Source organism: Pseudomonas sp. NPDC086278, assembly GCF_050280905.1.
In the GTDB taxonomy this organism is placed as follows: Bacteria; Pseudomonadota; Gammaproteobacteria; order Pseudomonadales; family Pseudomonadaceae; genus Aquipseudomonas.
The window spans coordinates 1-24,760 of sequence record NZ_JBNNWE010000089.1; the positions used below are offsets into that span (position 1 = coordinate 1).

At 61.2% G+C, this 24,760-nt stretch carries 26 protein-coding genes; 12 read left to right on the plus strand and 14 right to left on the minus strand.

Annotated features, from left to right (window positions below; all coding sequences use genetic code 11):
• Positions 1-119 precede the first annotated feature (119 nt).
• Both ACQKP4_RS22695 and ACQKP4_RS22700 read right to left on the minus strand, forming a co-directional pair.
• Complete coding sequence (locus tag ACQKP4_RS22695; RefSeq protein ID WP_427635855.1) at positions 120-701, minus strand: mechanosensitive ion channel domain-containing protein; 582 nt, start codon at positions 699-701, stop codon at positions 120-122.
• Positions 701-2,611 carry an ATP-binding cassette domain-containing protein gene (locus ACQKP4_RS22700; protein WP_427635833.1) on the minus strand — a complete coding sequence of 637 codons (1,911 nt, stop codon included), beginning with the start codon at positions 2,609-2,611 and terminating at the stop codon, positions 701-703. Before ACQKP4_RS22700 ends, ACQKP4_RS22695 begins: the two co-directional genes overlap by 1 nt.
• A gap of 50 nt (positions 2,612-2,661) precedes the next feature.
• Between ACQKP4_RS22700 and ACQKP4_RS22705 the strand changes: the two genes are divergently transcribed.
• The gene (locus ACQKP4_RS22705; RefSeq protein ID WP_427635834.1) at positions 2,662-3,126 is read left to right on the plus strand and encodes a TIGR02444 family protein; all 465 of its coding nucleotides are present in this window, start codon (positions 2,662-2,664) and stop codon (positions 3,124-3,126) included.
• Here the strand turns inward: ACQKP4_RS22705 and ACQKP4_RS22710 are convergent.
• The gene (locus ACQKP4_RS22710; protein ID WP_427635835.1) at positions 3,123-4,226 is read right to left on the minus strand and encodes an AlgP family protein; all 1,104 of its coding nucleotides are present in this window, start codon (positions 4,224-4,226) and stop codon (positions 3,123-3,125) included. The two genes, ACQKP4_RS22705 and ACQKP4_RS22710, sit on opposite strands and share 4 nt — an antisense overlap.
• Before the next feature lie 192 nt (positions 4,227-4,418).
• On the opposite strand from ACQKP4_RS22710, the gene ACQKP4_RS22715 reads away from it, so the two are divergent.
• A complete protein-coding gene (locus ACQKP4_RS22715) occupies positions 4,419-5,084 on the plus strand; it encodes an FKBP-type peptidyl-prolyl cis-trans isomerase (protein ID WP_427635836.1) in 666 nt (221 codons plus the stop codon).
• A gap of 59 nt (positions 5,085-5,143) precedes the next feature.
• Here ACQKP4_RS22715 and rsd read toward each other — a convergent pair whose 3' ends face one another.
• From rsd to ACQKP4_RS22750, 7 genes are all read right to left on the minus strand, one after another.
• Positions 5,144-5,602, minus strand: coding sequence for a sigma D regulator (gene rsd, locus ACQKP4_RS22720; RefSeq protein WP_427635856.1), 459 nt, complete (start codon positions 5,600-5,602; stop codon positions 5,144-5,146).
• A gap of 176 nt (positions 5,603-5,778) precedes the next feature.
• On the minus strand, positions 5,779-6,330 hold the full coding sequence (locus tag ACQKP4_RS22725) for a disulfide bond formation protein B (protein WP_427635837.1): 552 nt from the start codon (positions 6,328-6,330) through the stop codon (positions 5,779-5,781).
• 228 nt (positions 6,331-6,558) lie between these two features.
• Positions 6,559-7,797, minus strand: coding sequence for a heme biosynthesis protein HemY (locus ACQKP4_RS22730; RefSeq protein WP_427635838.1), 1,239 nt, complete (start codon positions 7,795-7,797; stop codon positions 6,559-6,561).
• The gene (locus ACQKP4_RS22735) at positions 7,794-8,948 is read right to left on the minus strand and encodes a uroporphyrinogen-III C-methyltransferase (RefSeq protein WP_427635839.1); all 1,155 of its coding nucleotides are present in this window, start codon (positions 8,946-8,948) and stop codon (positions 7,794-7,796) included. The genes ACQKP4_RS22730 and ACQKP4_RS22735 overlap by 4 nt, the downstream gene beginning before the upstream one ends.
• A 16-nt stretch (positions 8,949-8,964) precedes the next feature.
• On the minus strand, positions 8,965-9,732 hold the full coding sequence (locus ACQKP4_RS22740) for a uroporphyrinogen-III synthase (RefSeq protein WP_427635840.1): 768 nt from the start codon (positions 9,730-9,732) through the stop codon (positions 8,965-8,967).
• Positions 9,729-10,670, minus strand: a complete 942-nt coding sequence (gene hemC / locus ACQKP4_RS22745) for a hydroxymethylbilane synthase (protein WP_427635841.1) — start codon at positions 10,668-10,670, stop codon at positions 9,729-9,731. Before hemC ends, ACQKP4_RS22740 begins: the two co-directional genes overlap by 4 nt.
• 138 nt (positions 10,671-10,808) lie before the next feature.
• A complete protein-coding gene (locus ACQKP4_RS22750; protein ID WP_427635842.1) occupies positions 10,809-11,555 on the minus strand; it encodes a LytR/AlgR family response regulator transcription factor in 747 nt (248 codons plus the stop codon).
• A 460-nt stretch (positions 11,556-12,015) separates the two neighbouring features.
• Here ACQKP4_RS22750 and argH point away from each other — a divergent pair, with 460 nt between their 5' ends.
• On the plus strand, positions 12,016-13,410 hold the full coding sequence (gene argH / locus ACQKP4_RS22755; RefSeq protein ID WP_427635843.1) for an argininosuccinate lyase: 1,395 nt from the start codon (positions 12,016-12,018) through the stop codon (positions 13,408-13,410).
• A gap of 76 nt (positions 13,411-13,486) precedes the next feature.
• Here argH and ACQKP4_RS22760 read toward each other — a convergent pair whose 3' ends face one another.
• On the minus strand, positions 13,487-14,146 hold the full coding sequence (locus ACQKP4_RS22760) for a glutathione S-transferase family protein (RefSeq protein ID WP_427635844.1): 660 nt from the start codon (positions 14,144-14,146) through the stop codon (positions 13,487-13,489).
• Between the two features lie 124 nt (positions 14,147-14,270).
• Here ACQKP4_RS22760 and ACQKP4_RS22765 point away from each other — a divergent pair, with 124 nt between their 5' ends.
• The 3 genes from ACQKP4_RS22765 to ACQKP4_RS22775 all read left to right on the plus strand — a co-directional run bounded on the left by ACQKP4_RS22765 (position 14,271) and on the right by ACQKP4_RS22775 (position 18,435).
• A complete protein-coding gene (locus tag ACQKP4_RS22765) occupies positions 14,271-14,555 on the plus strand; it encodes a hypothetical protein (RefSeq protein WP_123403861.1) in 285 nt (94 codons plus the stop codon).
• A 584-nt stretch (positions 14,556-15,139) separates the two neighbouring features.
• Complete coding sequence (locus tag ACQKP4_RS22770; RefSeq protein WP_427635845.1) at positions 15,140-15,385, plus strand: TIGR02647 family protein; 246 nt, start codon at positions 15,140-15,142, stop codon at positions 15,383-15,385.
• A gap of 203 nt (positions 15,386-15,588) precedes the next feature.
• A complete protein-coding gene (locus ACQKP4_RS22775) occupies positions 15,589-18,435 on the plus strand; it encodes a class I adenylate cyclase (protein WP_427635846.1) in 2,847 nt (948 codons plus the stop codon).
• A gap of 6 nt (positions 18,436-18,441) precedes the next feature.
• Here ACQKP4_RS22775 and rnk read toward each other — a convergent pair whose 3' ends face one another.
• The 3 genes from rnk to cyaY all read right to left on the minus strand — a co-directional run bounded on the left by rnk (position 18,442) and on the right by cyaY (position 19,687).
• The gene (rnk, locus tag ACQKP4_RS22780) at positions 18,442-18,852 is read right to left on the minus strand and encodes a nucleoside diphosphate kinase regulator (RefSeq protein WP_427635847.1); all 411 of its coding nucleotides are present in this window, start codon (positions 18,850-18,852) and stop codon (positions 18,442-18,444) included.
• 279 nt (positions 18,853-19,131) lie between these two features.
• Positions 19,132-19,350 (minus strand): DUF1289 domain-containing protein, encoded by a 219-nt coding sequence (locus ACQKP4_RS22785; protein WP_427635848.1) that lies wholly within the window; start codon positions 19,348-19,350, stop codon positions 19,132-19,134.
• A 4-nt stretch (positions 19,351-19,354) separates the two neighbouring features.
• Entirely contained in the window at positions 19,355-19,687 is a 333-nt protein-coding gene (gene cyaY, locus ACQKP4_RS22790; RefSeq protein ID WP_392892536.1) for an iron donor protein CyaY, read from the minus strand.
• A 332-nt stretch (positions 19,688-20,019) separates the two neighbouring features.
• Here cyaY and lptM point away from each other — a divergent pair, with 332 nt between their 5' ends.
• From lptM to ACQKP4_RS22820, 6 genes are read left to right on the plus strand one after another with little or no spacing between them, the layout of a single operon-like run.
• A complete protein-coding gene (lptM, locus tag ACQKP4_RS22795) occupies positions 20,020-20,196 on the plus strand; it encodes an LPS translocon maturation chaperone LptM (RefSeq protein ID WP_427635849.1) in 177 nt (58 codons plus the stop codon).
• A 9-nt stretch (positions 20,197-20,205) separates the two neighbouring features.
• On the plus strand, positions 20,206-21,453 hold the full coding sequence (gene lysA / locus ACQKP4_RS22800) for a diaminopimelate decarboxylase (RefSeq protein WP_427635850.1): 1,248 nt from the start codon (positions 20,206-20,208) through the stop codon (positions 21,451-21,453).
• Positions 21,454-21,457: 4 nt separating this feature from the next.
• Positions 21,458-22,288 (plus strand): diaminopimelate epimerase, encoded by an 831-nt coding sequence (dapF, locus tag ACQKP4_RS22805; RefSeq protein WP_427635851.1) that lies wholly within the window; start codon positions 21,458-21,460, stop codon positions 22,286-22,288.
• 13 nt (positions 22,289-22,301) lie between these two features.
• Complete coding sequence (locus ACQKP4_RS22810; protein ID WP_427635852.1) at positions 22,302-23,027, plus strand: DUF484 family protein; 726 nt, start codon at positions 22,302-22,304, stop codon at positions 23,025-23,027.
• A gap of 2 nt (positions 23,028-23,029) precedes the next feature.
• Positions 23,030-23,929, plus strand: coding sequence for a tyrosine recombinase XerC (gene xerC, locus ACQKP4_RS22815; protein ID WP_427635853.1), 900 nt, complete (start codon positions 23,030-23,032; stop codon positions 23,927-23,929).
• Positions 23,926-24,630: an HAD family hydrolase gene (locus tag ACQKP4_RS22820; protein WP_427635854.1), complete on the plus strand. Its 705-nt coding sequence runs from the start codon at positions 23,926-23,928 to the stop codon at positions 24,628-24,630. The genes xerC and ACQKP4_RS22820 overlap by 4 nt, the downstream gene beginning before the upstream one ends.
• Positions 24,631-24,760 lie beyond the last annotated feature (130 nt).

Here is a 24,760-nt window from a genome sequence, read left to right on the forward strand (position 1 = left end):
CGTGCTTCAAGCACCGCGGACTCACAGCTTGCCATCCACCCCTCTCACCCCAAAGTTTATCCCCTGCCCAAGACACAAGCGGGCTTGCTCGCGAAAGCGGTGCGTCGGCACCAACAGACTTATTTTTCAAACCCGCTGGACGGGAACATATCCGAGCCGCGCCAGCGCCGCACCGAGCGCTGGAAGAACAGGCTGTTGGGCACTTGCACCATCGCACTGCCGGTGCCGAGTTCCTCGGCTTCGATCAGCGTGGTGTAGAGCAGATTGATCGCCACTACCCGACCTTTGACGCCGGGCTTGTCGGTGGTGTCCACCAACTCGACCACGTCGCCGATGCGGAACGGCCCAACGGTAAAGATCAGAATCGCGCACAGCAGGTTGGAGAGCACGCTCCACATCGCGAAGAACGCCACCGCCGCCACCGCGACGAAGCCGGACAACGCGGTCCACAGTACCGTGGCGGAAACCCCGAGTCGCTCGAGCACAAAAATCAGCGCACTGCCCATGATCAACCAGCGCAAACCGCCCCGCAGCGGCATCAACAGCTGCGGCGGAAACGGATAGCGCTCGCCCAGGCGAGTCAGGCATTTGGCGACGAAGCGTTGGGCGAAGTAACCGGCCAACAGAATCAGCAGGATTTGCACCACCAGCCAGATCGGTTCAATCCACACCGCCGGCAATGGCAGCTTGAAGGCCTCCATCACGACAACGCCTCCAGCTCCGCCTGCATGCTTTCAAGCAGTTCCAGCGCTTCCATCCAGGCTTCTTCAAGTTCGGCTTCACGCACCTTCAGCCTGGCCTGTTCAGCCAGCAGATCACGCAGATCGTTCTTGCGTGCCGGCTCGTAGATATCACTGTCACCGAGACTGGCATCGATCTTCGCCAGTTTCTCGTGCAGCTTGCCCAGCTCGGCTTCGAGCTTGTCGGCCTCGCGCTTGTGCGGCGCCAGTTGCTGACGCAACGCAGCAGCAGCCTGGCGCTGGGCCTTCTTGTCAGTCTTGTCCGGATTGACCGGCGTGGTGCTGACAGGCGCATTGCGCTGGCGGTATTCGACCAGCCACCGGGTGTAATCCTCCAGGTCGCCGTCGAACTCTTCGACTTTGCCGTCCGCCACCAGGTAGAAATTGTCGGTGGTGCTTTTCAGCAAATGACGGTCGTGAGAGACCACCAATACCGCGCCACTGAATTCCTGCAACGCCATGGTCAGCGCCAGGCGCATTTCCAGGTCCAGGTGGTTGGTCGGTTCGTCGAGCAGCAACAGGTTCGGCCGGCCCCAGGCGATCAACGCCAGTGCCAGACGGGCCTTTTCGCCGCCGGAGAAATTCAGCACCGGCTCATCGATCCGCGCCCCACGGAAGTCAAAACCGCCGAGAAAATCGCGCAGGGTCTGCTCGCGCTCGGTCGGCGCCAGACGTTGCATGTGCAGCAACGGGCTGGCCTTGGAGTCGAGGGAATCGAGCTGATGTTGCGCGAAGTAGCCAACGACGGTGTTCTCGCCACGGGTCAGGCGACCCGCCAACGGTTCAAGTTCACCGGCGAGGTTTTTGATCAGGGTCGATTTGCCGGCGCCGTTCGGGCCGAGCAGACCGATGCGCGCGCCGGGGGTCAGTTGCAGCTTGACCTTCTCCAGCACGGTTTTGTCGCCATAACCCAATCGCGCGTCGGAGATATCAATCAGCGGGCTGGAGATTTTGTGCGATTCGCGGAACACGAAGTCGAACGGCGAATCGACGTGGGCGGCAGACAACTCTTCCATCCGCTCCAGCGCCTTGATCCGGCTCTGGGCCTGACGGGCCTTGGTGGCCTGGGCCTTGAAGCGGGCGATGTAGCTTTCCATGTGCGCACGCTGCGCCTGCTGCTTCTCGTAGGCCTGTTGTTGCTGGGCCAGACGTTCGGCGCGGGCGCGTTCGAAAGCGCTGTAGCCACCACGGTAGAGAGTGATTTTGCGCTGATCGACGTGAGCCACGTGATCGACCACGGCATCGAGGAAGTCCCGGTCGTGGGAAATCAGCATCAAGGTGCCGGCGTAGCTTTTCAGCCATTCTTCGAGCCAGATGATGGCGTCGAGGTCCAAGTGGTTGGTCGGTTCGTCGAGCAGCAACAGGTCTGAAGGGCACATCAAAGCCTGCGCCAGGTTCAGACGCATCCTCCAGCCACCAGAGAAATCTCCTACCTGGCGATCCATCTGCTCGTTGGTGAATCCAAGGCCGGCCAGCAACTTGCGGGCCCGGGCGTCGGCGGTGTAACCGTCGGCGCTGTCGAGTTCCGAGTGCAGGCGGGCCTGAGCGGTGCCGTCGTGGGCTGCTTCGGCCGCCGCAAGGTCGCGTTGCACCTCTCGCAGGCGCAGGTCACCATCGAGCACGTAGTCGACCGCGATGCGATCCAGGGTGTCGATCTCCTGGCGCATATGGGCGATGCGCCAGTCAGCCGGCAAGAAGCAATCACCCGAGTCCGGGTGCAAGTCACCCAGGAGCAAGGCAAACAGGCTCGATTTGCCGGCGCCGTTGGCACCGATGAGGCCGGCTTTGTGGCCGGCGTGCAGGGTCAGCTCGGCGTCTTCTAGCAGACGTTGCGGGCCACGCTGTAAAGTCAGGTTCTGAAGTCGAATCATAATGGCGGCGGAGTCTACCAGCTTCGCTCGCAACTGGCGCGAGTAGCACTATGTCCTCTGACCTGTGGAGCTTTTGCGCGACGACTTATTCCCGTCGCGGCGTTGAACCTGTCTGCCTGCACTTGCAGTCGACGGGGGTGAATGTATGCCTGCTGCTATGCGGGTTATGGCTGGGAGAGCGTGGCGTGGCATGCAACGAACAACGCTTGCAACTGCTTCGCGACGTCGCCGGGCCTTGGGACGCGGATGTCGTGCAACCGTTGCGCGCATTGCGGATGCGATGGAAAGACGCCGCTGGCAACGATGCCGGGCTGAACGAATTGCGCGAAGAAGTGAAGTCACTGGAGATGGAGGCCGAACGGCATCTTTTGATGCGGCTGGAAGGTTTGGCGCAAAGTTGGCCGCAGCGTGAGTCGACCGATCGAGCGGCCTGGCTGGAAGGTGTGGCGGCGGGTGCCGCCCACCTGGACCGCGACGCGCTGCATCAGCTGCGCGTCGCGGCAACCGGCACTTAGGAAGCGCTGGTTGGGGTGGTGCTGGAGCTCGACGACGCAGCTGGCGTTGGCGCAGTGGCTGTCGAGGTGGTGGCTGCTGGCGCGGATGTCGCTGGCTTGGCAGCAGGCGCCGGCGATGGCTTGGCAACGGCGGCAGGTTTTTTCACCGCTGGTTTTGCAGCAGGCTTGGCGGCTGGTTTCACGGCCGGTTTCGCAGCAGCTGGTTTGGCAGCGGCTGGTTTGGCAGCGGCAGGTTTTGCTGCGGCAGGTTTTGCTGCGGCAGTCTTGGCGGCCGGTTTCGCAGCAGTGGTTTTAGCCGCTGGTTTTACCGCTGGCTTGGCAGCGGTTTTAGACGCGACTGGTTTTGCCGCAGGCTTGGCGGCAGGTTTCGCAGCGGCGGTTTTAGCGGCTGGTTTTGCAGCAGTTTTCGCAGCAGGTCTGGCGGCGGCAGTTTTCGCTGCGGCAGGTTTGGCAGCGGTGCTTTTTGCAGCAGGTTTAGCGGCGGCAGTTTTGGTTGCAGCTGGCTTGGCGGCAGGTTTGGCAGCAGTCGATTTAGCAGCCGGTTTTGCAGCGCTGGCAGCCACTGGTTTTTTCGCCGCAGGTTTTGCTGCCGGCTTGGTTGCAGCCCTGGCTGGCGCCTTCGCAGCTGGTTTGGCCGGTGCTTTCGCAGCAGCGGGTCTGGCCGCGGCTTTCTTGGCCGAGGCCGCAGCAGGCTTGGCCGAACGCAGGGACAACGCCTTGCCGACAGCCTCTTGTACACGACCGACGCCCTGGGCCAGTTTCAGGCTTTCTTGAGCATCGCGTTTGAGTTGCAGAATGTAGCCGCGGGTTTCGGATTGACGATCCTTGAGGGCATCGAGCAGGTCCTCAAGTTCTTTCACTGCGCCCTTCGCTTTGGTCTGTGCCTTGGCTTTGCCGGCCGCCGCTGCGTCCTGCAATTTGGTACGGGATTTGTGCAATTTTTCTTGCGCTTTTCCGCGCTGTTTTTCCAGCTTGGCGAGCAATTTTTCTGCATCAGCCAAGGCTTGGGAACATGCATTTTCCAGATGCTCGAGCAGGCTGCCCGAGAGTTGTTGGAGTAGGTGCAACGGAGTATTTACAGGTTTCTTGGTGGCCGACATGGTTTACCTCCTGGCTGACGTGGGTGCGGCTCATACTAGACCTCTGCTGCTACCGCCGCTAGGTCATGTTGACAGTATCGAAAGCACGTCGTTGCACCGGATCGAAAATCTTCTGCGCTGACGCAAAACCAGTTCACCTTCGCGCGCATGCACACTGGCATAATCCACCGCAATTCCGGTCGGAGAGAGTCCATGTCGCGCTACCTTTTTTTATCGCTGTGCGTGTTTTTTTCTGCGGCTCACGCCGCCGAAAAATCCGCGACAACTGACGCTCACGATCTTGCCTACAGCCTGGGTGCAAGCCTCGGCGAGCGCTTGCGCCAGGAGGTTCCGGACTTACAGCTTCAGGCGTTGATCGACGGCTTGCAGCAAGCCTATCAAGGCAAGCCACTGGCGTTGAAAGACGAGCAGATGGAACAGATCCTGGCCGAGCACGAAGCCCAGGTGGCCGAGCAGCCGGCTGTACCTAAAACTGAAGTCGCGCTGGAAAAAGAGAAACGTTTTCTCACCGAGGAAAAAGCCAGGCCGGGTGTTCGCGAATTGGCGGATGGCATATTGCTGACGGAGTTGACGCCGGGCACGGGCGCCAAGGCTGGACCCAACGGCAAGGTTCAGGTGCTGTACATCGGACGCTTGCCAGATGGCACGGTGTTCGATCAAAACAACCAACCGCAGTGGTTCAGTCTCGACAGCGTGATCAGCGGCTGGCGCACCGCGCTGCAAAACATGCCGGTCGGTGCGAAGTGGCGCCTGGTGATTCCATCGGCCCAAGCCTATGGCGCCGACGGTGCCGGCGACCTGATTGCGCCATTCACGCCGCTGGTGTTCGAAATCGAATTGCGCGGCGCCAGCAGCTGAAGAGCGGAAACGAAAACGGTGCGCAATGCGCACCGTTTTTTTGTTCTGCAAAAAGCCGTTCAGGCCTGAACCGAATCGACTTCCTTGTGCGCCGTGTGCAGCACTTCGATCAGGCAATCCTCCAGCTCGAAGCGTTCGTGCAACAGGCCACCCAACTCTTTGAATTTCTCAGCCACGCACTGGCCGGCATCGCACAGGTCATTGAACGCCAGCAGCTTCTCGGTGATGACGTCGATGCGCGGGTAGATTGTCTCGGCCAGCTCAAGCCCGCGAGTATCACCGAACGCCTTCGCTTCGCCGGTCAGTTGCTCATAGATCTCGAAATGCCCGGCAGACACATAGTCGACCAGCACTCCGCAGAACTCTTGCAACGGCTTTCGGTTTTCGCCCAGAGACTCAGGCTTGGCGCCGAGAGCATCATAGGCCCGAACCAGTTCGTGGCGCTCCTGCAACCAGCGATCGATCAGCAGATGCACTCCACCCCAGCGTTCCTGAGCATTCTGACAACTTTCGAGCATGGTGATCTCTCTTCCCTTGTGGGTCATGCTGCCCTACACCTGCCGCACCCTGAAAGTCAGGGATCGCCCAGGCAAAGCGTCATCGAGCAACATAATTCCAATGACACGTGCGGGCCAGATTATGCCCGCGCGACGGTGGCTTCAAGTTACGCAGGAGATAAAGTTCATACAAGTGTTTAATCGCCCGCTTCCCCGTGGTGCGACGACGTGCCGCCGGGCGGTCGCTTGCAGACAAGCCAGACAACGCGAAGCAATTGATAAACCCCCAGAATCGTCATTCCCATGAAGAGCAGCAGGCTCCACTCGGGAATGCTCAGGTCGAACAGCGTCCAGGTGATCTCGGCGCAGCCATCTTCGCCTTTGAACATCCGTGTCACCCTGCACAACCAGGGCAAGTTCTCGTACAGGGCCTCCATTTGGAGCGCGCAACTCGACAGCAGATGCGACGGATCACTTTGAAACAGGACCTGCCGCCAGGCCATGACCGTCCCTGCAAGACTGCAGGACAGGCCAAGCAGCCAATACAGGAAATTGCCAAAACCACCAGGGCCATGCACTGAGGCCATCAGGCAGACCCCCGTGAACAACGCCAGGCAAACCCGCTGCAGCAGGCACAGCCCACAGGGCGTGAGGCCAGCACCATATTCCAGGTAATAGGAAACCCCCAGGGCCAGGGCACCTGCAATGAAAGCCATGAAAAACAAGGAGCGTGAGCAGGCCAAAGACATGGCTTTTCCGTAACAGTGGAGACAGGCAGTTACGGTAGAGGAAAGCCCGCCAGCCTTTCAAGGCGGGGCAGCACGGACACTTCACCAGAAGTGTAGGGAATTCCCGACAGCGTCGAGAGGATTTGACGTAGTCCGCTGTAGGACGTTGACACCTAAGGACTACAACGCCTAAACACCGGCGGATTCCGAGGCATTGGGGCGCCCATCAGCGCGCCCATACCGGGCACCTCAGCCGCGAACAGACACCGGCAGCGGGGCCGCCAACAAGCGCTTATCCAACAGACCCAAGCCCTCCTGGAACAGCTCGTTACTTCGTTCGGTATCGCCCAACTGTGCCAACAGCCGCGCCAGCTCCGAACAGGCTTCCGGGTTGCGCTGCACACGCAGGCTGCTTTCCAGATAATCCCGCGCCTTGCCCCACAAACTGTTTTGCAGGCAAAGACGCCCCAGCGTCAGCAGCAGGCTTGCATCGCCTGGATGATCCTTGAGCCAACCTTCGGCCGTCTGCAATTGACGCGCCGGATCGCTTCCGCGAACCAGTCCGTAAAGGCGAGCCAAATGACTGTCGTAGTTGCGCTTGAGCGCGGTACGCAGCACCTCTTCGGCTTCGACCTGCGCATCCAGTTGCCGCAACTGCTCGGCGTAAGCCAACACCAATGCCGGCTCCTGACGCTGCGCCGAGGTGAGTTGCTGCCAGGCGCGGGTGAGCGATTGCAGGCCCACGGTGGCGTCTTCCTCCCGGTACGCCGCCAACGAAAGGTTTTCACCCCAGGCACGGCGCTCCAGTTCAGCCAACTCGGCCGCTGGCAGGACTTTGTCCTTGCGCAGCTCCGGTAACAGGCGAATCACCGCCGACCAGTCGCCGCGTTGCTGATGCAGGCGCTGCAACTGGCGCAACGTCTGCGCGTTGTGCGGATGACGCTCGTGCATGGCCTCAAGGGTCACCAGCGCACCGTCGGTATCACCACGGTCGGTCTGCAACTGCGCGTGGCTCAAGGCAATCGCCAATTCGGCTTGAGGCTGACGTTCGAGCGCGCGCTCCAGCAAGCTGTCGCATTCCTCGTAGTGCCCTTGTTCGTTTGCGGCGCGGGCAGCGCCCAGGTAATACAGCAACGGCTGACGCTCGGCTTCAGCCGCACGATGCAGATGACGCTGGGCACTGGCCCAACGGCCTTCAGCCAGGTCCAGTTGGCCGTGTTCGATCGCCACTTGCACCCGGCGGCTGCGATTGCGTCGCGACCATGGATTGACCACGCCGCCCGACGTCGTCACCAGGTCGACCAACGCCTTGATGCCCCAGAACACCAGCCACAGCACCGCCACCAGAGCCAGGGTTGCCCACAGGCTCGATTCATAACGAAAACTTTTATACGCGATCAGCACGTAGCCGGAGTGCTGGGCAATCGCCAGGCCGAGCGCGGCGGCAACGGCGATCACCAGAAACACGATCACATAGAAGCGTTTCATGGCGTGGCCTCCTGCACCGTGTTCGCGGCAGGTTTGGCCATCGGCTTGATCGACTCTTCGGCGTTGACATTGCGCCGTTCCAGATAACCCTGAACCGCGCTCAGTGTGCCGGACAGGTCCGGCGTGATCACCGTCACTTGTTGCTTGCTCAGCTCCCCGACCTGTTCAAGCATGACTTTGCTCTGCGGGTTGTCCGGGTTGAAGTTACCTTTGAGAATGTCCCGCGCCTCGGCCAGCGCCTGGGTATACACCGGCGCCTGACCATTGAGCGCGGCCCACTGCGCCTGTTCCAGCGCCAGGCTCAAGGCCAGGCGCACCTGGCTCAGGCTTTGCCCGGCCAGCAATGGGCGGACGTTTTTGTCGGCATTGAAATCGATACGGATGTAGCGCGAAATCTGATCCCACCACTGCGCCCAACGACTCGCACCATCGCCATCGGCGGTCAGGCCCAACAGCGATTCGCCTCGGTCCTTGTACTCGGGTGCCAGTTCGGTGAGGTCGATCACTTGATCGCGCAAAGCGCCCAATCGCAAGAACAGTCCGGTACGGTCCGGCTGTTCGGTACTGCGCAAGGCCACCAGGGTTTTAGCCACTTGCTCGCGGGCGGCAAATGAGCCCGGATCGTTTTGTTCACGCAGAATTTCATCGGCGCCCTGCACCAGGGCCTGCGCGCTGCTGATGTCTTGCAACGCGGAAAGACGCAGGCTGGCCAGGCGCAGCAAGTGCTCGGCCTCGGCCAGACGCCAATCCTTGCGACTGGCGCCAAGCACGGTTTCCAGACGCTGGTTCAAGCGTTGCTGATCACCTTGCAGTTGCACGACCAGACGGCTGCGCGCTTCGAGCTCGTCGGCCCCAGGCAGTTGCTCAAGGCGGGCGCTCAGCCGCTGTTCGTTGAGTTTCAGGCTCTGCGCCTGATCGTTCAATGCCTGCACCTGAGCCAATTGCTGTTGGTTGGTGGCTTGCAGATGGCGCACCTGCCAGACACCCCAACCGCCCACGGCAACACCGGCGGCGCCCAACAACAGTGCGACAATTGCCAGCCCGTTGCCCCGGCGCTGCACGGCAGCAGGTGGCGCATTTTCAACCGGTGTTTCAACCGGCGCATCAAGCACTGGCTGAACGTTATCTTTTGGCAAGGCTGTTTCGCTCACGTATCCATCCTTTGCATTAGAGAACGGGTTCGGGATGCTCCCGTAACGCCGTCAGCAAAGCCGCGGCACTGGCGCCGCGGCAATCCACAACTGTTTGAGCCCCGGCGGCGCGTGCCAGCTCGGCGACCCTGGGGCTTGGAACAAACAACGGCAACTGCGCCAATTGTGGCCAGGCAGCGCCCGCCAATTGATGCAGGTGCTCAAAACCCTGTCCACTGCTGACCACCAGCCCGTTCAAGCGTTCCGCCCGAATCCGCTGCGCCAGCGCCGTCGCTGGATATTCAGGCAGCCGGCGACGGTACAACTCCAGATACTCGACACTAGCACCTAGCCCGCGCAAGCGCTCAGCCAGCAGCTCGCGCCCGCCTTCCCCGCGCATGATCAACACGCGCGGGTCCGGCCGGGCAATAGCGTTACGCAACTCGGGAAGTTCAAGCAAGGCTTCGCTGTCATCGCCATCGACCGGGAAGCTGGTGTGCAACCCGCTGTCTTCGAGAATTTGCGCAGTCGCCGCGCCCACACTGAACCACTTCAACGCGGGAGGGTGTGGCCACTGGCGGCTGACCAGATCGACGCCGAGCCTGGCCGCAGGTTTGCTGACCACGATCACCGCGCAGAAACGCTCCAGAACCAGGATCGCCGCGCGCATTGTGTCAGAGACCGGGATCGGCTCGATTTCCAGAAGCGGCAGACTGCTGCTGAAAATCCCCGCTTGCGCCAACACACTGCCGAGCGCCATCGACTCGTCCGCAGGTCGTGTCAGCAGCAAACGCCAGCCCGTCACTCGTGACCCGCCTCGCCATAGACCGCTTTCAGAATGTCATTGGCGCCCTGGCTCAGAAGGTCTTCGGCAACTTGCACGCCCAAGGATTCGGCATCAGCGCGAGGCGCACGGGCCTGGGCACTGAGCAACAGGCCGCCGCTCGGATCACCGACCAAGCCGCGCAACCAGATCTGCTCGCCTTCCAGCACGGCGTAGCAGGCAATCGGCACCTGGCAGCCGCCATTCAAATGCTTGTTGAGGGCACGTTCAGCGGTGACGCGAGTGGCGGTGTCGAGATGGTGCAGCGGAGCGAGCAAGGCGTGGATTTCGCTGTCGGCCGTTCGGCATTCGATACCGACCGCGCCCTGCCCGCCGGCGGGCAAGCTGTCGTCAACGCTGATGGCTGAGGTGATGCGATCTTCGAAGCCCAGGCGAATCAGGCCAGCGGCCGCAAGGATGATGGCGTCGTATTCGCCGGCATCGAGCTTGGCCAGGCGCGTATTGACGTTGCCACGCAGAAAGCGGATTTCCAGGTCCGAGCGACGGGTCAGCAGTTGGGCCTGACGGCGCAGGCTGGAGGTGCCGACGATGGCGCCTGGCGGCAACTCGTCGAGGCTGGCGTAAGTATTGGAAACGAAGGCGTCGCGCGGGTCTTCACGTTCACAGATGCAGAACAGGCCGAGGCCTTGCGGGAAGTCCATCGGCACGTCTTTCATTGAGTGCACGGCGATGTCGGCTTCATTTTCCAGCAGTGCGGTTTCCAGCTCCTTGACGAACAGGCCCTTGCCGCCGATCTTCGACAGCGGCGAGTCGAGCAGCTTGTCGCCGCGACTGACCATGGGTACCAACGTCACAAGCAGCCCCTGATGGGCCTCTTCCAGACGGGCTTTGACGTATTCGGCCTGCCACAGGGCGAGAGCACTTTTGCGGGTGGCGATGCGGATTTCGCGAGAGGACATGGATCAATCCGTACTGAATAGATACGGCGGATAATAACAGCTCAGCCAAATCCACTTTGACTTGTATCAGAGACTGCGTGGCCTCCCTGGCCTCGGATGTCCGGCAAGCGGGTGTGAAATTCGCCGGTAAGCGGCGAGTTAAAGCTGCTGCATCATCTTGCGCACGCCGGCAACATGGCGCCGGCTGACGATCAATGCGTCGCCGTTAAGGCCCTTGAGGAACAGCTGGAAATGCCCCAGAGGCGTGCGCTGCAAGCGCTCGATGCGTTCGCGCGCGACCAGCGCGTTGCGGTGGATACGCACGAAACGGTCACCGAATTCGTCTTCGAGGGCCTTGAGCGGTTCATCGAGCAGCACTTCGCCGCCTTCATGACGCAAGGTCACGTACTTGTGGTCGGCAATAAAATAGACCACTTGCCCCAACGGAATCAGCTCGATGCCTTTTCGGGTACGGGCACTGATGTGGCTGCGCGGACCGCTGCCGGTTTCGGCGGCGGGACGGGTCAGGGCGGCAAGTTGCACGCGATTGGGCCGTTCGGCTTTTTTCAACGCTTCATGCAGATGTTCTGTACGCACAGGTTTCACCAGATAGCCCACAGCGCTGGCCTGCAAGGCTTCCTCGGAAAATTCATCGGGTCCTGCGCAAAACACAACGGCGGGCGGGGTTTCGCGTTCGCACAATCGGGCAGCCACTTGCAGGCCATCAAGGCCCGGCATGCCGATATCGAGCAACACGATATCCGGCTTGTGGCTTTCGATCAGTGCCAACGCTTCTTCGCCGTTCGTGGCGCTGGGCTCCAGGACACTGTATCCCTCGAGTTCGCCGACCATTCGGCTCAGGCGCTCGCGGGCCAAGGGTTCGTCATCAACGATCAGGACATTCATATTGCGCTGGATTCCTGCGTGAGTCTCGCACAAGGATAGCGTAGACAAGTGAAGTGACGTCCGTCACCGCGATCCACGCTAAGACTAGCGCGAGGGCCAAAAAGTGCCGCGAGACCGGCGGCTAAATTTTCATATGTCGCGTGATTGAAGGCTCTGGCCCGAGCTGGCGAGGCATCGCCGTAGGGTTTGCCGATACACAATATGAACACCCCCTCTTCTTATAGTCCGCTGCGGCGCAAGACGCGCGCTGATCCTACTGTCCAACTGTAGACGGTTGCCGGAACGTTATTGCTCAATTGAAAAATATCGTTGCGCAAAAATCTTTCATCGCTTTCCCCGAGTATGGACCGGCGCGTGAGAAAAAAACGTATCGACCAGTGTCAGCGACAGGATTGGCAACCCTGTTATTATCCGCGGCAGCTTTCAACGTCATTTTTCTTCAGCCGATACGAGCGAATTCATGAGCACTGACAAGACCAATCAGTCCTGGGGCGGCCGCTTCAGTGAACCCGTCGACGCCTTCGTCGCCCGTTTCACCGCCTCCGTCACTTTCGACCAGCGCCTGTATCGCCACGACATCATGGGCTCGATTGCCCACGCCACCATGCTGGCCAAGGTCGGCGTGCTGACCGATGCCGAGCGCGACAGCATCACCGATGGCCTGAAGACCATCCAGGGTGAAATCGAGGCCGGCCAGTTCGATTGGCGCATCGACCTCGAAGACGTGCACATGAACATCGAAGCGCGTCTTACCGACCGCATCGGCGTTACCGGCAAGAAACTGCACACTGGCCGCAGCCGCAACGACCAGGTCGCCACCGACATCCGTCTATGGCTGCGTGACGAGATCGACCTGATCCTCGCGGAAATTACCCGCCTGCAAAAAGGCTTGCTGGAACAGGCCGAGCGCGAAGCGGGCAGCATCATGCCGGGCTTCACCCACCTGCAAACCGCGCAGCCCGTGACCTTCGGGCACCACATGCTGGCCTGGTTCGAAATGCTCAGCCGTGACTACGAGCGTCTGGTCGACTGCCGCAAGCGCACCAACCGCATGCCGCTGGGCAGCGCCGCGCTGGCCGGCACCACCTACCCGATCGACCGCGAATACACCGCGCAGCTGCTGGGTTTCGAAGCCGTCGGTGGCAACTCGCAGGACAACGTGACCGATCGTGACTTCGCTATCGAATTCTGTTCGGCCGCGAGCATCGCGATGATGCACTTGTCGCGTTTCTCCGAAGAGCTGGTGCTGTGGACCAGCGCGCAGTTCCAGTTCATCGATCTGCCGGACCGCTTCTGCACCGGCAGCTCGATCATGCCGCAAAAGAAAAACCCGGACGTGCCGGAACTGGTTCGCGGCAAGACCGGCCGGGTCTTCGGTGCACTGATGGGGCTGTTGACCCTGATGAAAGGCCAGCCACTGGCCTACAACAAGGACAACCAGGAAGACAAAGAGCCGCTGTTCGACGCCGCCGATACATTGCGCGACTCGCTGCGGGCCTTTGCCGACATGATCCCGGCGATCAAACCGAAACACGCGATCATGCGTGAAGCAGCCCTGCGCGGTTTCTCCACCGCCACCGATCTGGCGGACTATCTGGTTCGCCGCGGCCTGCCGTTCCGTGACTGCCACGAAATCGTCGGCCACGCCGTGAAGTACGGCGTGGAAAGCGGGAAAGACCTGGCGGAAATGAGCCTGGAAGAGCTGCGCAAGTTCAGCGACCAGATCGACCAGGACGTGTTCGCCGTGCTGACCCTCGAAGGCTCGGTGAATGCCCGTGACCATATCGGCGGCACCGCGCCGGCGCAGGTCAAGAAGGCCGTAGCGCGCGGTCAGGCGTTGCTCGCCAGCCGTTAAAAGCTTCGCGAGCAAGGCGAATCGTCGCACCGATTCGACTTGCTCACGAAGACGATTCTGAAAGCGCTACAACCCCCTACTTCTTGGACGCGACCATCGCCAAAAACGCTGGCATGGCCGCTTCCTTGTCCGCCGCAACCCGCTGCACATGCGGGTTCTGCTCCAACTGATCCAGCAGCGCTTTGGCTTTAGGCATCTCTGCCAACAGGTCCAGCCCAAACAATTTCTGCGCCACCGCAGCCGCCAGCGGCACGCTGTACAGGAAATACAGATCCGCAATGCTCAGGCTGTCCCCCGCCACATACGGCGCGAACTTGCCGTGCCGGCCCAGCGCGGCGAACCCCAGCAACAGTTCGGCCCTGGTCTTGTCCTTGATCGCGTCCGGCACCGGCATGCCGAAAAACGCCTCGGCGTAGCAGGCGCGTGCCGGCAGCTCGATGTACAGCTCGATCTCCTTGGCAAGCGCCAGCACCTGCGCGCGCTCGAAAGGATCGCTCGGCAACAGCGGCGGGCCTTTCTGGCTCTGTTCGATGTATTCGAGAATCACCGCGGTTTCATTGATGAAGCCTTCCTCGGTGCGCAATACCGGGACCTTGCCGCGCGGGCTGATAGCCAGCGCCTCCGGGCTCGTGCCGGCGTAAAACGGCACTTCTTCGAACGGCAGCCCCTTCTCCAGCAGCGCCAGTTTCACCATGTTGTAGTAGTTGCTGACGGAAAAACCATAAAGCTTGAGCATCACAAAGCCTCCGGGCCGTGCGGGGTTGGCAGTGATGTTTTATAGAACGCCGGGGCGATTCTCGCCAGCAGCATCACGGCGCTGAATGCAGGTAAACTGGCCGCCTTAACTTGAGGAGCCTGCCATGAGCGAGCCAACAGACATCGATAGCGACGAAGAAGAATTCACCGAAAACACCCTGATCGAAGCCATCGAAAACCAGATCGAAAGCGACAACCCGCCGGCTGCCAAGGCGACGTTCAACAAGCTGACGCTGGTCGGTTACGAGCGAGAAGAAATCCTCAACCTGATGGCGCATGTATTGGCGGTGGAAATCGACGCAATCCTCGAAGAAGACCGCGCGTTCAACACCGAATGGTATGAAACAGCCCTGCGGGCGCTGCCAGAGCTGCCGCCGGAAAAGAAGTAAATCTCAAGCTTGTTGGCAGGACTTTTGTGGTGAGGGGCCTTTGTGGTGGGGGGGCCTTTGTGGCGAGGGGGCTTGCCCCCGTTCGGCTGCGTAGCAGTCGTATAGATTCTGGGGCCGCTTCGCGCCCCAACGGGGGCAAGCCCCCTCGCCACAAAAAAACCTGCCATTTCCACAACAGCCTGCCATCTCCACAACACCCTGCCATCTCCACAACACCCTGCCATCCCCGCAACACCCTGCCATTCCCGCAACACCCTGCCATTTCCACAACACCCTGCCATCCCCAACACCCTGACATCTCCACAACACCCTGCCATTCCCGCAACACCCTGCCATTTCCACAACACCCTGCCATCCCCAACACCCTGACATCTCCACAACACCCTGCCCCGAACACAATTTGTCACCGATCATCCCGACCTTTCCCCAGCCCCTGTCTACACTGCAAACACCCCGCTGCCGCACCAGCCGCCGGGGAATGTTTCCCGAGGTGAAAAAACCCTGCTGCCAGCACTGGACATGCCGCACGAGTGGGCTCACCTTAGGGACGCTGTCGTCTAATTCCTAGAAAGTCTGGAGTCCTTATGTCGCTTACCCCTGAGTTGGTTGCCGAACTGGAAATCCTCGCACTCTTCAACCTGGACAGTTCCCAGGAAGGTTTGAAAATTCATCAGACCGCCGCCCCGAAAGCCATTGCCGCCGCTCGACGCCTGTACGAAAAAGACCTGATCGACCAGCCAGACGGTGGTTACCTGACCAGTCTGGGCCGTGACGCCGCGCAAAATGTGCAAACCCTGCTGACCATTCTGAGCGTCGAAGAAACAGCCTGAACACCCTCGCATCGCCCACGGGAACCCCTGCTACGGGATTTCCGCGGGCACACTTTATTGCTGGCGCTTTACCTGCTGTCGCCTCGCGATAGAAATCTGACGTCAAAATCAAAAATCAGCTTAAAAGTACCGCGGCCGAGGCGCTAAACTGCCCGCCATCCGCTGACCCTATGTCCGAGCCTCGCGAGCCGGTTTGAGCTGACATGACCCGCACCCACGAAATTCGCCCCGATCTGGACGAAGGAATCGACCGCAAGGTGCTCAGTCAGCTGCGCGCACGTTTTCTCACGCTCAACGAAGGCCGCATGGCTCGCGCCCTGGAGGGCCTGTCGACCCGCCAGCAAACGGTGTTGACGCTGGTGCCGCTGTTTTTTCACGTCAATCACCCGTTATTACCCGGTTATGTCTCGGGCAGCACGCCGGCCGGGCTGTCGAATTTTGAACCCGACGCCAACGCCCTCGCCGAAGCCCAGCGCCTGACCCGTTCGTTCTCCTATAAGCCGCGCCACGGCAGCAATCCACCGCGTCCGATTCACGGCCTGTTCCTGATGGGCAGCCTTGGCACCTTGGCGCAGGCCGATCAGAGCGACATGGACGTGTGGGTCTGCCACGCGCCGGACCTGAGCGAAAACGAAATCGCCGAGCTGCGCAAAAAGTGCCAACTGCTTGAAGTCTGGGCGGAGAGCCAGGGCGCCGAAGCGCACTTCTTCCTGATCGACCCGGCGCGCTTCGTGCTCGGTGAGCGCGATACCCAGCTGAGTTCGGACGACTGTGGCACCACCCAGCACTATTTGCTGCTGGACGAGTTTTACCGCACCGCGATCTGGCTGGCCGGCCGCACGCCGATCTGGTGGCTGGTGCCGGTCTACGAAGAAACCGCCTACGACCGCTACACCCATACGCTGCTGTCCAAACGCTTTATCCGCGCCGATGAATCCCTGGACCTCGGGCATCTGGCCTACATACCGCCGGGCGAATTCATCGGTGCCGGTCTCTGGCAACTGTTCAAGGGCATCGAGTCGCCGTACAAGTCGGTGCTCAAACTGCTGCTGACCGAGGTTTACGCCAGCGAACACCCCAAGGTGCATTGCCTGAGCCTGCGCTTCAAGCAAGCGGTGTTTGCCAACCAACTCGACCTCGACGAGCTCGACCCGTACATCGTGGTCTATCGGCGCATCGAGGAATACCTCACGGCCCGCAACGAGCCGGAGCGCCTGGAACTGGTTCGCCGCGCGCTGTACCTCAAGGTCAACCGCAAGCTGACCGGCAGCAACAGCCGCACCCAGAGTTGGCAGCGCTCACTGCTGGAGCGACTGGCTCACGAATGGAATTGGGATCAGCGGCAACTGGCACTGCTCGACAGCCGCAGCCAATGGAAAGTCCGCCAGGTCAGCGCCGAACGCCGGGCGTTGGTTAATGAGCTGAACTACAGCTACCGCTTCCTGACTCAATTTGCTCGCACCGAGCAGACCGTGAGCCTGATCAACAAACGCGACCTCAACGTGCTCGGCCGACGGTTGTACGCCGCGTTCGAGCGCAAGGCCGACAAGGTCGAATTCATCAATCCGGGCATCGCCCCGGACCTGGCCGAAGACACCCTGACGCTGGTGCAGGCACCGAACAAGAAAGAACCGGGGCAAACCCAGTGGGGGTTGTACAACGGCAGCCTCGCCGCCCACGAGTGGGAGCATTTCGCGCCAATCAAGCGCAGCCGCGAGTTGCTGGAGCTGCTGACCTGGTGCCACCGCAATGGCGTGATCGACAGCAGCACTCGCCTCGCGCTGCACCCCGGCACCAGCGACCTGAGCGAGTTCGAGCTGTTCAACCTGCTCGGCAGCCTGCAACAAAGCATCGCCCTGCCCCTGGCCACCGTCGCCGAAGAACCGCTGCTGCGCGCCAGCGTGCCGAGCGAAGTGCTGATTCTGGTGAACGTCGGCGTCGACCCGCTCAAGCATCATCGCGACTTGAATATCCTGATGACCACTGAGCGTACCGACTCCCTGAGCTACGCCGGTGTCCGCGAAAACCTGGTGCTGACCCTGGACCAGGTCACGCTCAACACCTGGAACGAAGTGCTGGTCAACCGCTACGACGGCCCGCACGCCTTGCTCGATTGCCTGCGCGACTACCTCAACAATCTGCCGAGCGGGGCGCAACAACCCAAACTGCGGGTTCGCTGCTTCTGCCACAACCGCGCGCAATTCATCGCACGCCGGGTCGAAGAAGTGCTCGACACCGCGCAGAACCTGCTGTTGAGCAACCTCAATCATCGTTACCTGATTCAGGTCCAGCAGCATTACCACGTGCTGGAGTTGGTGCCGGGCCAGGTCAATCACGTCGCCGTCGCCACCCTGCCGGCGCTGTTCGATTACCTGAGCGAAGAACTGGCGAGCTACAGTCCGTTGCACCTGGACCCGATGGCACTGGAAGACCATGACCTGGCGCTGATCCTGCCGATGGGCCAGCCCGAGTGCATTCAGGTGTTCTACCGCATCAACGACGACCAGGCCGATCTGTATGTTCTGGATGAATTCAACGCGCTCTGGCAGCAGCGATTGCCCTATCACGACGAACAGAGTTTGCTGGTGCCGCTGCAACGCTTCCTGCAATCGATCCAGTATCGGCGCGACGCCTCGTTGCCGATGAACGCTGCCCAGCCGCTGAGCCTGGACACGCTGTATTACCAGCTATTGCCGTCCGGCCCGGGTCGGGCGCGCCGGGTCGAAGCCCGGTCGGCACCGCAGACGCCGGTCAACAAACCGTTCTACGACGTGCAGGCCATCGTCGGCAAAGCCGCGCCGGGCAAGGTGCAGGTCACGTTGTATTGCAATCAGCGGGAGTTTTCGGAGCTGGAACATGGCGATCAGCTGTTCAGCGTGGTCGCACAGGAAATCGTCGAGCAGCGCCGGGATGCCGAGCGCTATCGCTGCTACATCACCGACCTGGACCTCTCGGGCCTGATCGGTGACGGTCAGAGTTCAAGCAATCTGTACCTGCGTTACAAGGCCGACCTGGAGCGCGCTTTGAACGAGGCGCTCGAGCAGGCCTGAGGCCTGTCACTCGGTGAATTCGCCGCCATTGGTAGGCTGCGATTCGACTTCGAGCAGGGTCAGCTTCAATGTTTTGCCGCCCGGCGCCGGCCAGTCGATATGCTGCCCGACCTTGAGGCCCAGCAGTGCACTGCCCACGGGCGCCAGAATCGAAATCTTGCCTTCGTCGGCGTTGGCGTCCTTGGGATAGACCAGCGTCAGGTGATAGTCCTTGCCGCTGCTTTCCTCGCGGCAATGCACTGTGGAATTCATGGTCACGACATCGGCGGGCACTTCATCGTGACCGACCAGCGTATCGGCGCGGTCCAGTTCGGTTTGCAGCGCGATAACGCCCGGCAGCGTGTCATCCAGGCTGTCGATCAGGCGCTCCAGACGTTGCACGTCCAGACGAGTAAGGGTGATGGAAGGTGCGGTCATGATTGAGGCAGACTCCTTTCTTCTGCACAGAAAAAGCAAAACCCCGCCAGAAAAAGGCGGGGTTTTCACGCGCCTCGATGGGTTGAGGCGTTTCTGGACACTATCACAGCTCAATAAATATACAAGTCAGGGGCGCGACGGACCGACGGGAGAATTGTCGGCCGGATCGAAGCAGACCTTGTGGGAGCGGGCTTGCTCGCGAAGGCGGCGTCTCAGTCGACAGCAACGTTGACGGTCACACCGCTTTCGCGAGCAAGCCCGCGCCCACGGGGTTTCGGGTCAGGCCAAGGTTTTGCGTTGTGCAGCCTGGGCACAAATAACCCGGCGACGCTCATCATCGGCCGAGCGCCATTCGCGGATGTCTTCGACGTGGCGAAAACAGCCCAGGCAGACTTTCTGCTCATCCAGCCGACACACGCCGCTGCACGGCGAAGGCACCGCCGGGCTGATATTGCTGTAAAGCGGCTTCGGCGGACGAACGGCAACAGGCTGGGTCACGATGTCACAGGCCTTCGAAATCGAATTCAACGCCGGCTTGCTGCTGGACGATGCGCTCCAGCATCTCGCCCAGTTGCTCTTCGCTCTTGTCGCACATCCAGCGCTCGCTTTCTTCGTCGTAGTCGAAGTGGAAGCCACCGGACACCGCCGCCAGCCACAGCTGACGCAGCGGTTCCTGACGGCTGAAGATCAACTGGCTGCCGTTTTCGAACTTGACGGTGAGCACACCGGCCGAGCTTTCCAGATCAATGTCCAGGTCGCTCTCGTCGAAAATATCTTCCAGGGTCTGCTGGGTCGCATCGACCAGATCGTGGAAACGGGCTTCGGTCAAACTCATTACGGCAACCTCAAAAAAAATGTCTGTTCGCGCTCAAGCGCCGCAAGATACGGCCGAGGCCCGGCGATTGCAAAGGATAACGACCAAGCATGGATATAGGTACATCAAACGCTATCCCTGTGGGAGCGGGCTTGCTCGCGAAGGGGCCGGCTCATTCGACATATTTGCTGCCTCAAGCACCGCATTCGCGAGCAACCCCGCTCCCACACTGGATCGCGCATAACTTGCCAGCGTCGTCCAAGGCCCGCCGGACGGGAGCCCCGTCGCATAGGCAAGCTGACGGGTGGCCGGTATACTCCCGCGCAATTAACGCATTTTTCAAGGATTTCGCCATGAAGCGCCTGATCTCTTCCCTTGCTGCGCTCCTCGCGGTTGCCTGCCTGGTTTCGGCCTGCGGTCAAAAAGGCCCGCTGTACCTGCCGGACGATTCCCAGGACCCTGCCGAGCAGGCCCAGTCCTCGCAAAAGCAGCCTGCATCCAAGGCACACAAGCACGACGTCTACCAATAAGGGAACGCCATGGACGCTTTTAATTACCGTGGCGGGGAGCTGTTTGCCGAAGGTGTGGCCTTGTCTGCCATCGCCGAACGCTTCGGCACACCGACCTACGTCTACTCCCGCGCGCACATCGAGGCCCAGTACCTGGCGTATGCCGACGCGCTGGCCGGCATGCCGCACCTGGTCTGCTTCGCGGTCAAGGCCAACTCCAACCTGGGTGTCTTGAATGTCCTGGCGCGATTGGGCGCCGGTTTTGACATCGTCTCCCGTGGTGAGCTGGAACGCGTACTGGCCGCCGGCGGCAGCGCCGACAAGATCGTGTTCTCCGGCGTCGGCAAGACCCGCGACGACATGCGTCGCGCCCTGGAAGTCGGTGTGCATTGCTTCAACGTCGAATCCACCGATGAGCTGGAACGCCTGCAAGTGGTGGCCGCCGAGCTGGGCGTTCGCGCGCCGATCTCGCTGCGGGTGAACCCGGACGTCGATGCCGGCACCCACCCGTACATTTCCACCGGTCTTAAAGAGAACAAGTTCGGCATCGCCATTGCCGACGCCGAAGACGTGTACATCCGCGCCGCTCAGTTGCCAAACCTGGACGTGGTCGGCGTTGATTGCCACATCGGCTCGCAACTGACCACCCTGCCACCCTTCATCGATGCCCTCGACCGCCTGCTGGGCCTGGTCGACCGCCTCGGCGATTGCGGCATTTACCTGCGCCACATCGATCTCGGTGGTGGTTTGGGCGTGCGTTATCGCGACGAAGAGCCGCCATTGGCTGCCGACTACATCAAAGCGGTGCGCGAGCGTCTCGACGGGCGTGACCTGGCGCTGGTGTTCGAGCCGGGCCGCTTCATCGTCGCCAACGCCGGCGTGCTGCTGACGCAGGTCGAATACCTCAAGCACACCGAACACAAAGACTTTGCCATCGTCGACGCGGCCATGAACGACTTGATCCGCCCGGCGCTGTACCAGGCCTGGATGGACGTCACCGCCGTGCGCCCTCGCGAAACCGCCGCTCGCGCCTACGACATCGTCGGGCCGATCTGCGAGACCGGCGACTTCCTGGCCAAGGATCGTCAGCTCGCGCTGGAAGAAGGCGACCTGCTGGCCGTGCATTCGGCGGGTGCCTATGGGTTTGTCATGAGTTCCAACTACAACACTCGCGGCCGTGCCGCCGAGGTGTTGGTGGACGGTGATCAAGCAGTTGAAGTGCGTCGCCGTGAGACGGTAGCCGAGTTGTTTGCTGGCGAAAGCCTGCTGCCGGAGTAACCCCATGCTGCTGCGTTTTACCAAAATGCACGGCCTGGGCAACGACTTCATGGTCCTCGACCTGGTCAGCCAGCACGCGCACATCCTGCCCAAGCACGCCAAGCAATGGGGCGATCGGCATACCGGCATCGGTTTCGACCAGCTGCTGATCGTCGAAGCGCCAAGCAACCCAGACGTGGATTTCCGCTATCGGATCTTCAATTCCGACGGTTCCGAAGTGGAACAGTGCGGCAACGGTGCACGCTGTTTCGCCCGCTTCGTGCTCGACAAGCGCCTGACCGCAAAACGGCAGATTCGCGTCGAGACCAAAAGCGGCATCATCGAACTGGATGTCCGCAGCGACGGCCAGATTGGGGTGAACATGGGCGCGCCGCGCCTGGTGCCGGCCGATATTCCATTCGATGCGCCGGCGCAGGCCGTGAGCTATCAGGTCGATGTCGACGGCACGCCGGTCGAACTGGCCGCCGTGTCCATGGGCAACCCGCACGCAGTACTGCGCGTCAGCGACATCAACAATGCACCGGTGCATGAACTGGGGCCGAAAATCGAACACCATCCGCGCTTCCCGGCGCGGGTGAATGTCGGTTTCCTCCAGGTCATCGACCGGAACCGTGCGCAGTTGCGCGTCTGGGAACGCGGGGCCGGGGAAACCCAGGCCTGCGGCACCGGCGCCTGTGCGGCAGCGGTGGCTGCGATCAGCCAGGGGTGGATGGATTCGCCGCTATTGATCGACTTGCCTGGCGGGCGCCTGTCCATCGAATGGGCAGGCCCAGGCCAACCGGTCTTGATGACCGGCCCGGCAGTGCGTGTATATGAAGGACAAGTGCGTCTTTGAGTGAGTCAAAACCATGACCGACAAGCCCCAGGTTCCCGCCCTGCAGCCCGACGAATCCCCTTCCGAAAGCCTTGAGGCGGCGGCGATTGCCGCGTACCTGGAGGCTCATCCGGATTTCTTCGTCGAGCACCAGGAACTGCTTCCGGCCCTGCGCATTCCGCACCAGCGTGGCGATACCGTGTCGCTGGTCGAGCGGCAAATGACCATCTTGCGCGACCGCAACATCGAGTTGCGCCATCGCCTCTCGCACTTGATGGACGTGGCCCGCGACAACGACCGCCTCTTCGACAAGACCCGCCGCCTGATTCTCGCGCTGATGGACGCCGCCAGCCTGGAAGACGTGGTGATCAGTGTCGAAGACAGCCTGCGCCAGGACTTTCAGGTGCCCTTTGTCAGCCTGATCCTGCTGGGCGACAACCCGATGCCGGTCGGCCGCTGGGTGACCCACGCCGAGGCGCAAACGGCGATTGGCGGCTTGCTCTCGGAAGACAAAAGCGTCAGTGGCAGCCTGCGCGAACATGAACTGGACTTCCTGTTTGGCGAAGAACAACGCAAGCAGATCGGCTCCACCGCCGTCGTTGCGATCAGTCACCAGGGCATCCACGGCATCCTGGCCATCGCCAGCCGTGATCCGCAGCACTACAAAAGCTCGGTCGGCACGCTGTTCTTGAGTTACATCGCCGAAGTCATGGGCCGCGTGCTGCCACGGGTCAACAGTTCCCTGCGCTCGGTCCGCTGATCATGGAACGGCAACTGGACGCTTACTGCGAACATTTGCGCAGTGAGCGACAGGTGTCGCCCCACACGCTGTACGCCTACCGCCGCGACCTCGATAAAGTGCTCGGCTTCTGTGTCAAACAGAACATTGCCAGCTGGGCCGCGTTGGACATTCAGCGCCTGCGCAGCCTGATCGCCCGTTTACATTCCCAGGGACAATCGTCGCGCAGCCTGGCGCGATTGCTTTCGGCAGTGCGCGGGCTCTATCACTACCTCAATCGCGAAGGCCTGTGCGACCACGACCCGGCCAACGGTCTGGCGCCGCCCAAAGGTGAACGTCGCCTGCCGAAAACCCTCGACACTGACCGCGCATTGCAGCTGCTGGAAGGCGCGGTGGAGGATGACTTTCTGGCGCGTCGGGACCAGGCGATTCTGGAGCTGTTTTATTCTTCAGGTCTGCGCCTTTCCGAGCTGACCGGGCTCAACCTCGATCAACTGGACCTGGCCGACGGCATGGTTCAAGTGCTCGGCAAGGGCAGCAAGACTCGACTGCTGCCGGTGGGCAAAAAGGCTCGCGAAGCGCTGGAGCTGTGGCTGCCACTGCGGGCGATGACCAATCCGGCGGACGACGCAGTGTTTGTCAGCCAGCAAGGCCGGCGCCTGGGGCCGCGAGCGATTCAGGTGCGGGTCAAGGCTGCCGGCGCGCGCGAACTGGGGCAAAACCTGCACCCGCACATGCTGCGACACTCGTTCGCCAGCCACTTGCTGGAGTCCTCGCAGGACCTGCGCGCGGTGCAGGAATTGCTCGGCCACTCGGACATCAAAACCACCCAGATCTACACCCACCTGGACTTCCAGCACCTGGCGACGGTGTACGACAGCGCCCATCCTCGGGCCAAACGCATTAAGGGCGATGATTCATGACCATCCAATTGATCACCTTCGACCTCGACGACACCCTGTGGGATACCGCCCCGGTAATCGTCAGCGCCGAAGCCATATTGCGTGAGTGGCTGACCGAACATGCGCCGAACCTCGGCGCGGTGCCGGTGGAACATTTGTGGGGGATTCGTGAACGGGTCTTGAGCAGCGAGCCAGGGCTCAAGCATCGCATCAGCGCGTTGCGCCGCCGGGTGCTTTTCCATGCCCTGGAAGAGGCCGGTTACAGCCATGATCAGGCGTCAGACCTGGCCGATCAGAGCTTTGAAGTGTTCCTGCATGCGCGGCACCAGATCGAAGTGTTCCCCGAGGTCGAACCAACATTGGAGACCCTGGCCAAGCACTACGCCCTGGGGGTGGTCACCAATGGCAACGCCGATGTGCGGCGTTTGGGGCTGGCGGATTACTTCAAGTTTGCGCTGTGCGCCGAAGACATCGGTATCGCCAAACCGGACGCGCGCCTGTTTCACGAGGCGTTGCAGCGCGGTGGCGCGACGGCCGAAACGGCGGTGCATATCGGCGACCATCCGGGCGATGACATCGCGGGCGCCCAGCAAGCCGGGCTGCGCGCAATCTGGTTTAACCCGCAAGGCAAGTTGTGGGAAGCGCAGAAGGCACCGGATGCCGAGATCCGCAGCCTGACCGAACTGCCGGCGCTGTTGGCGCGGTGGAACGCCAGACACTGACCTTGAACACACCACCGAACCTGTGGGAGCGGGCTTGAACTGGCCTAATGATTTTGGACACCTCAATCGGGCGCTATGATGGCGCCCAAATCTGAGGTGTTTGGATATGCGTAAATCTTATTCAAGTGAG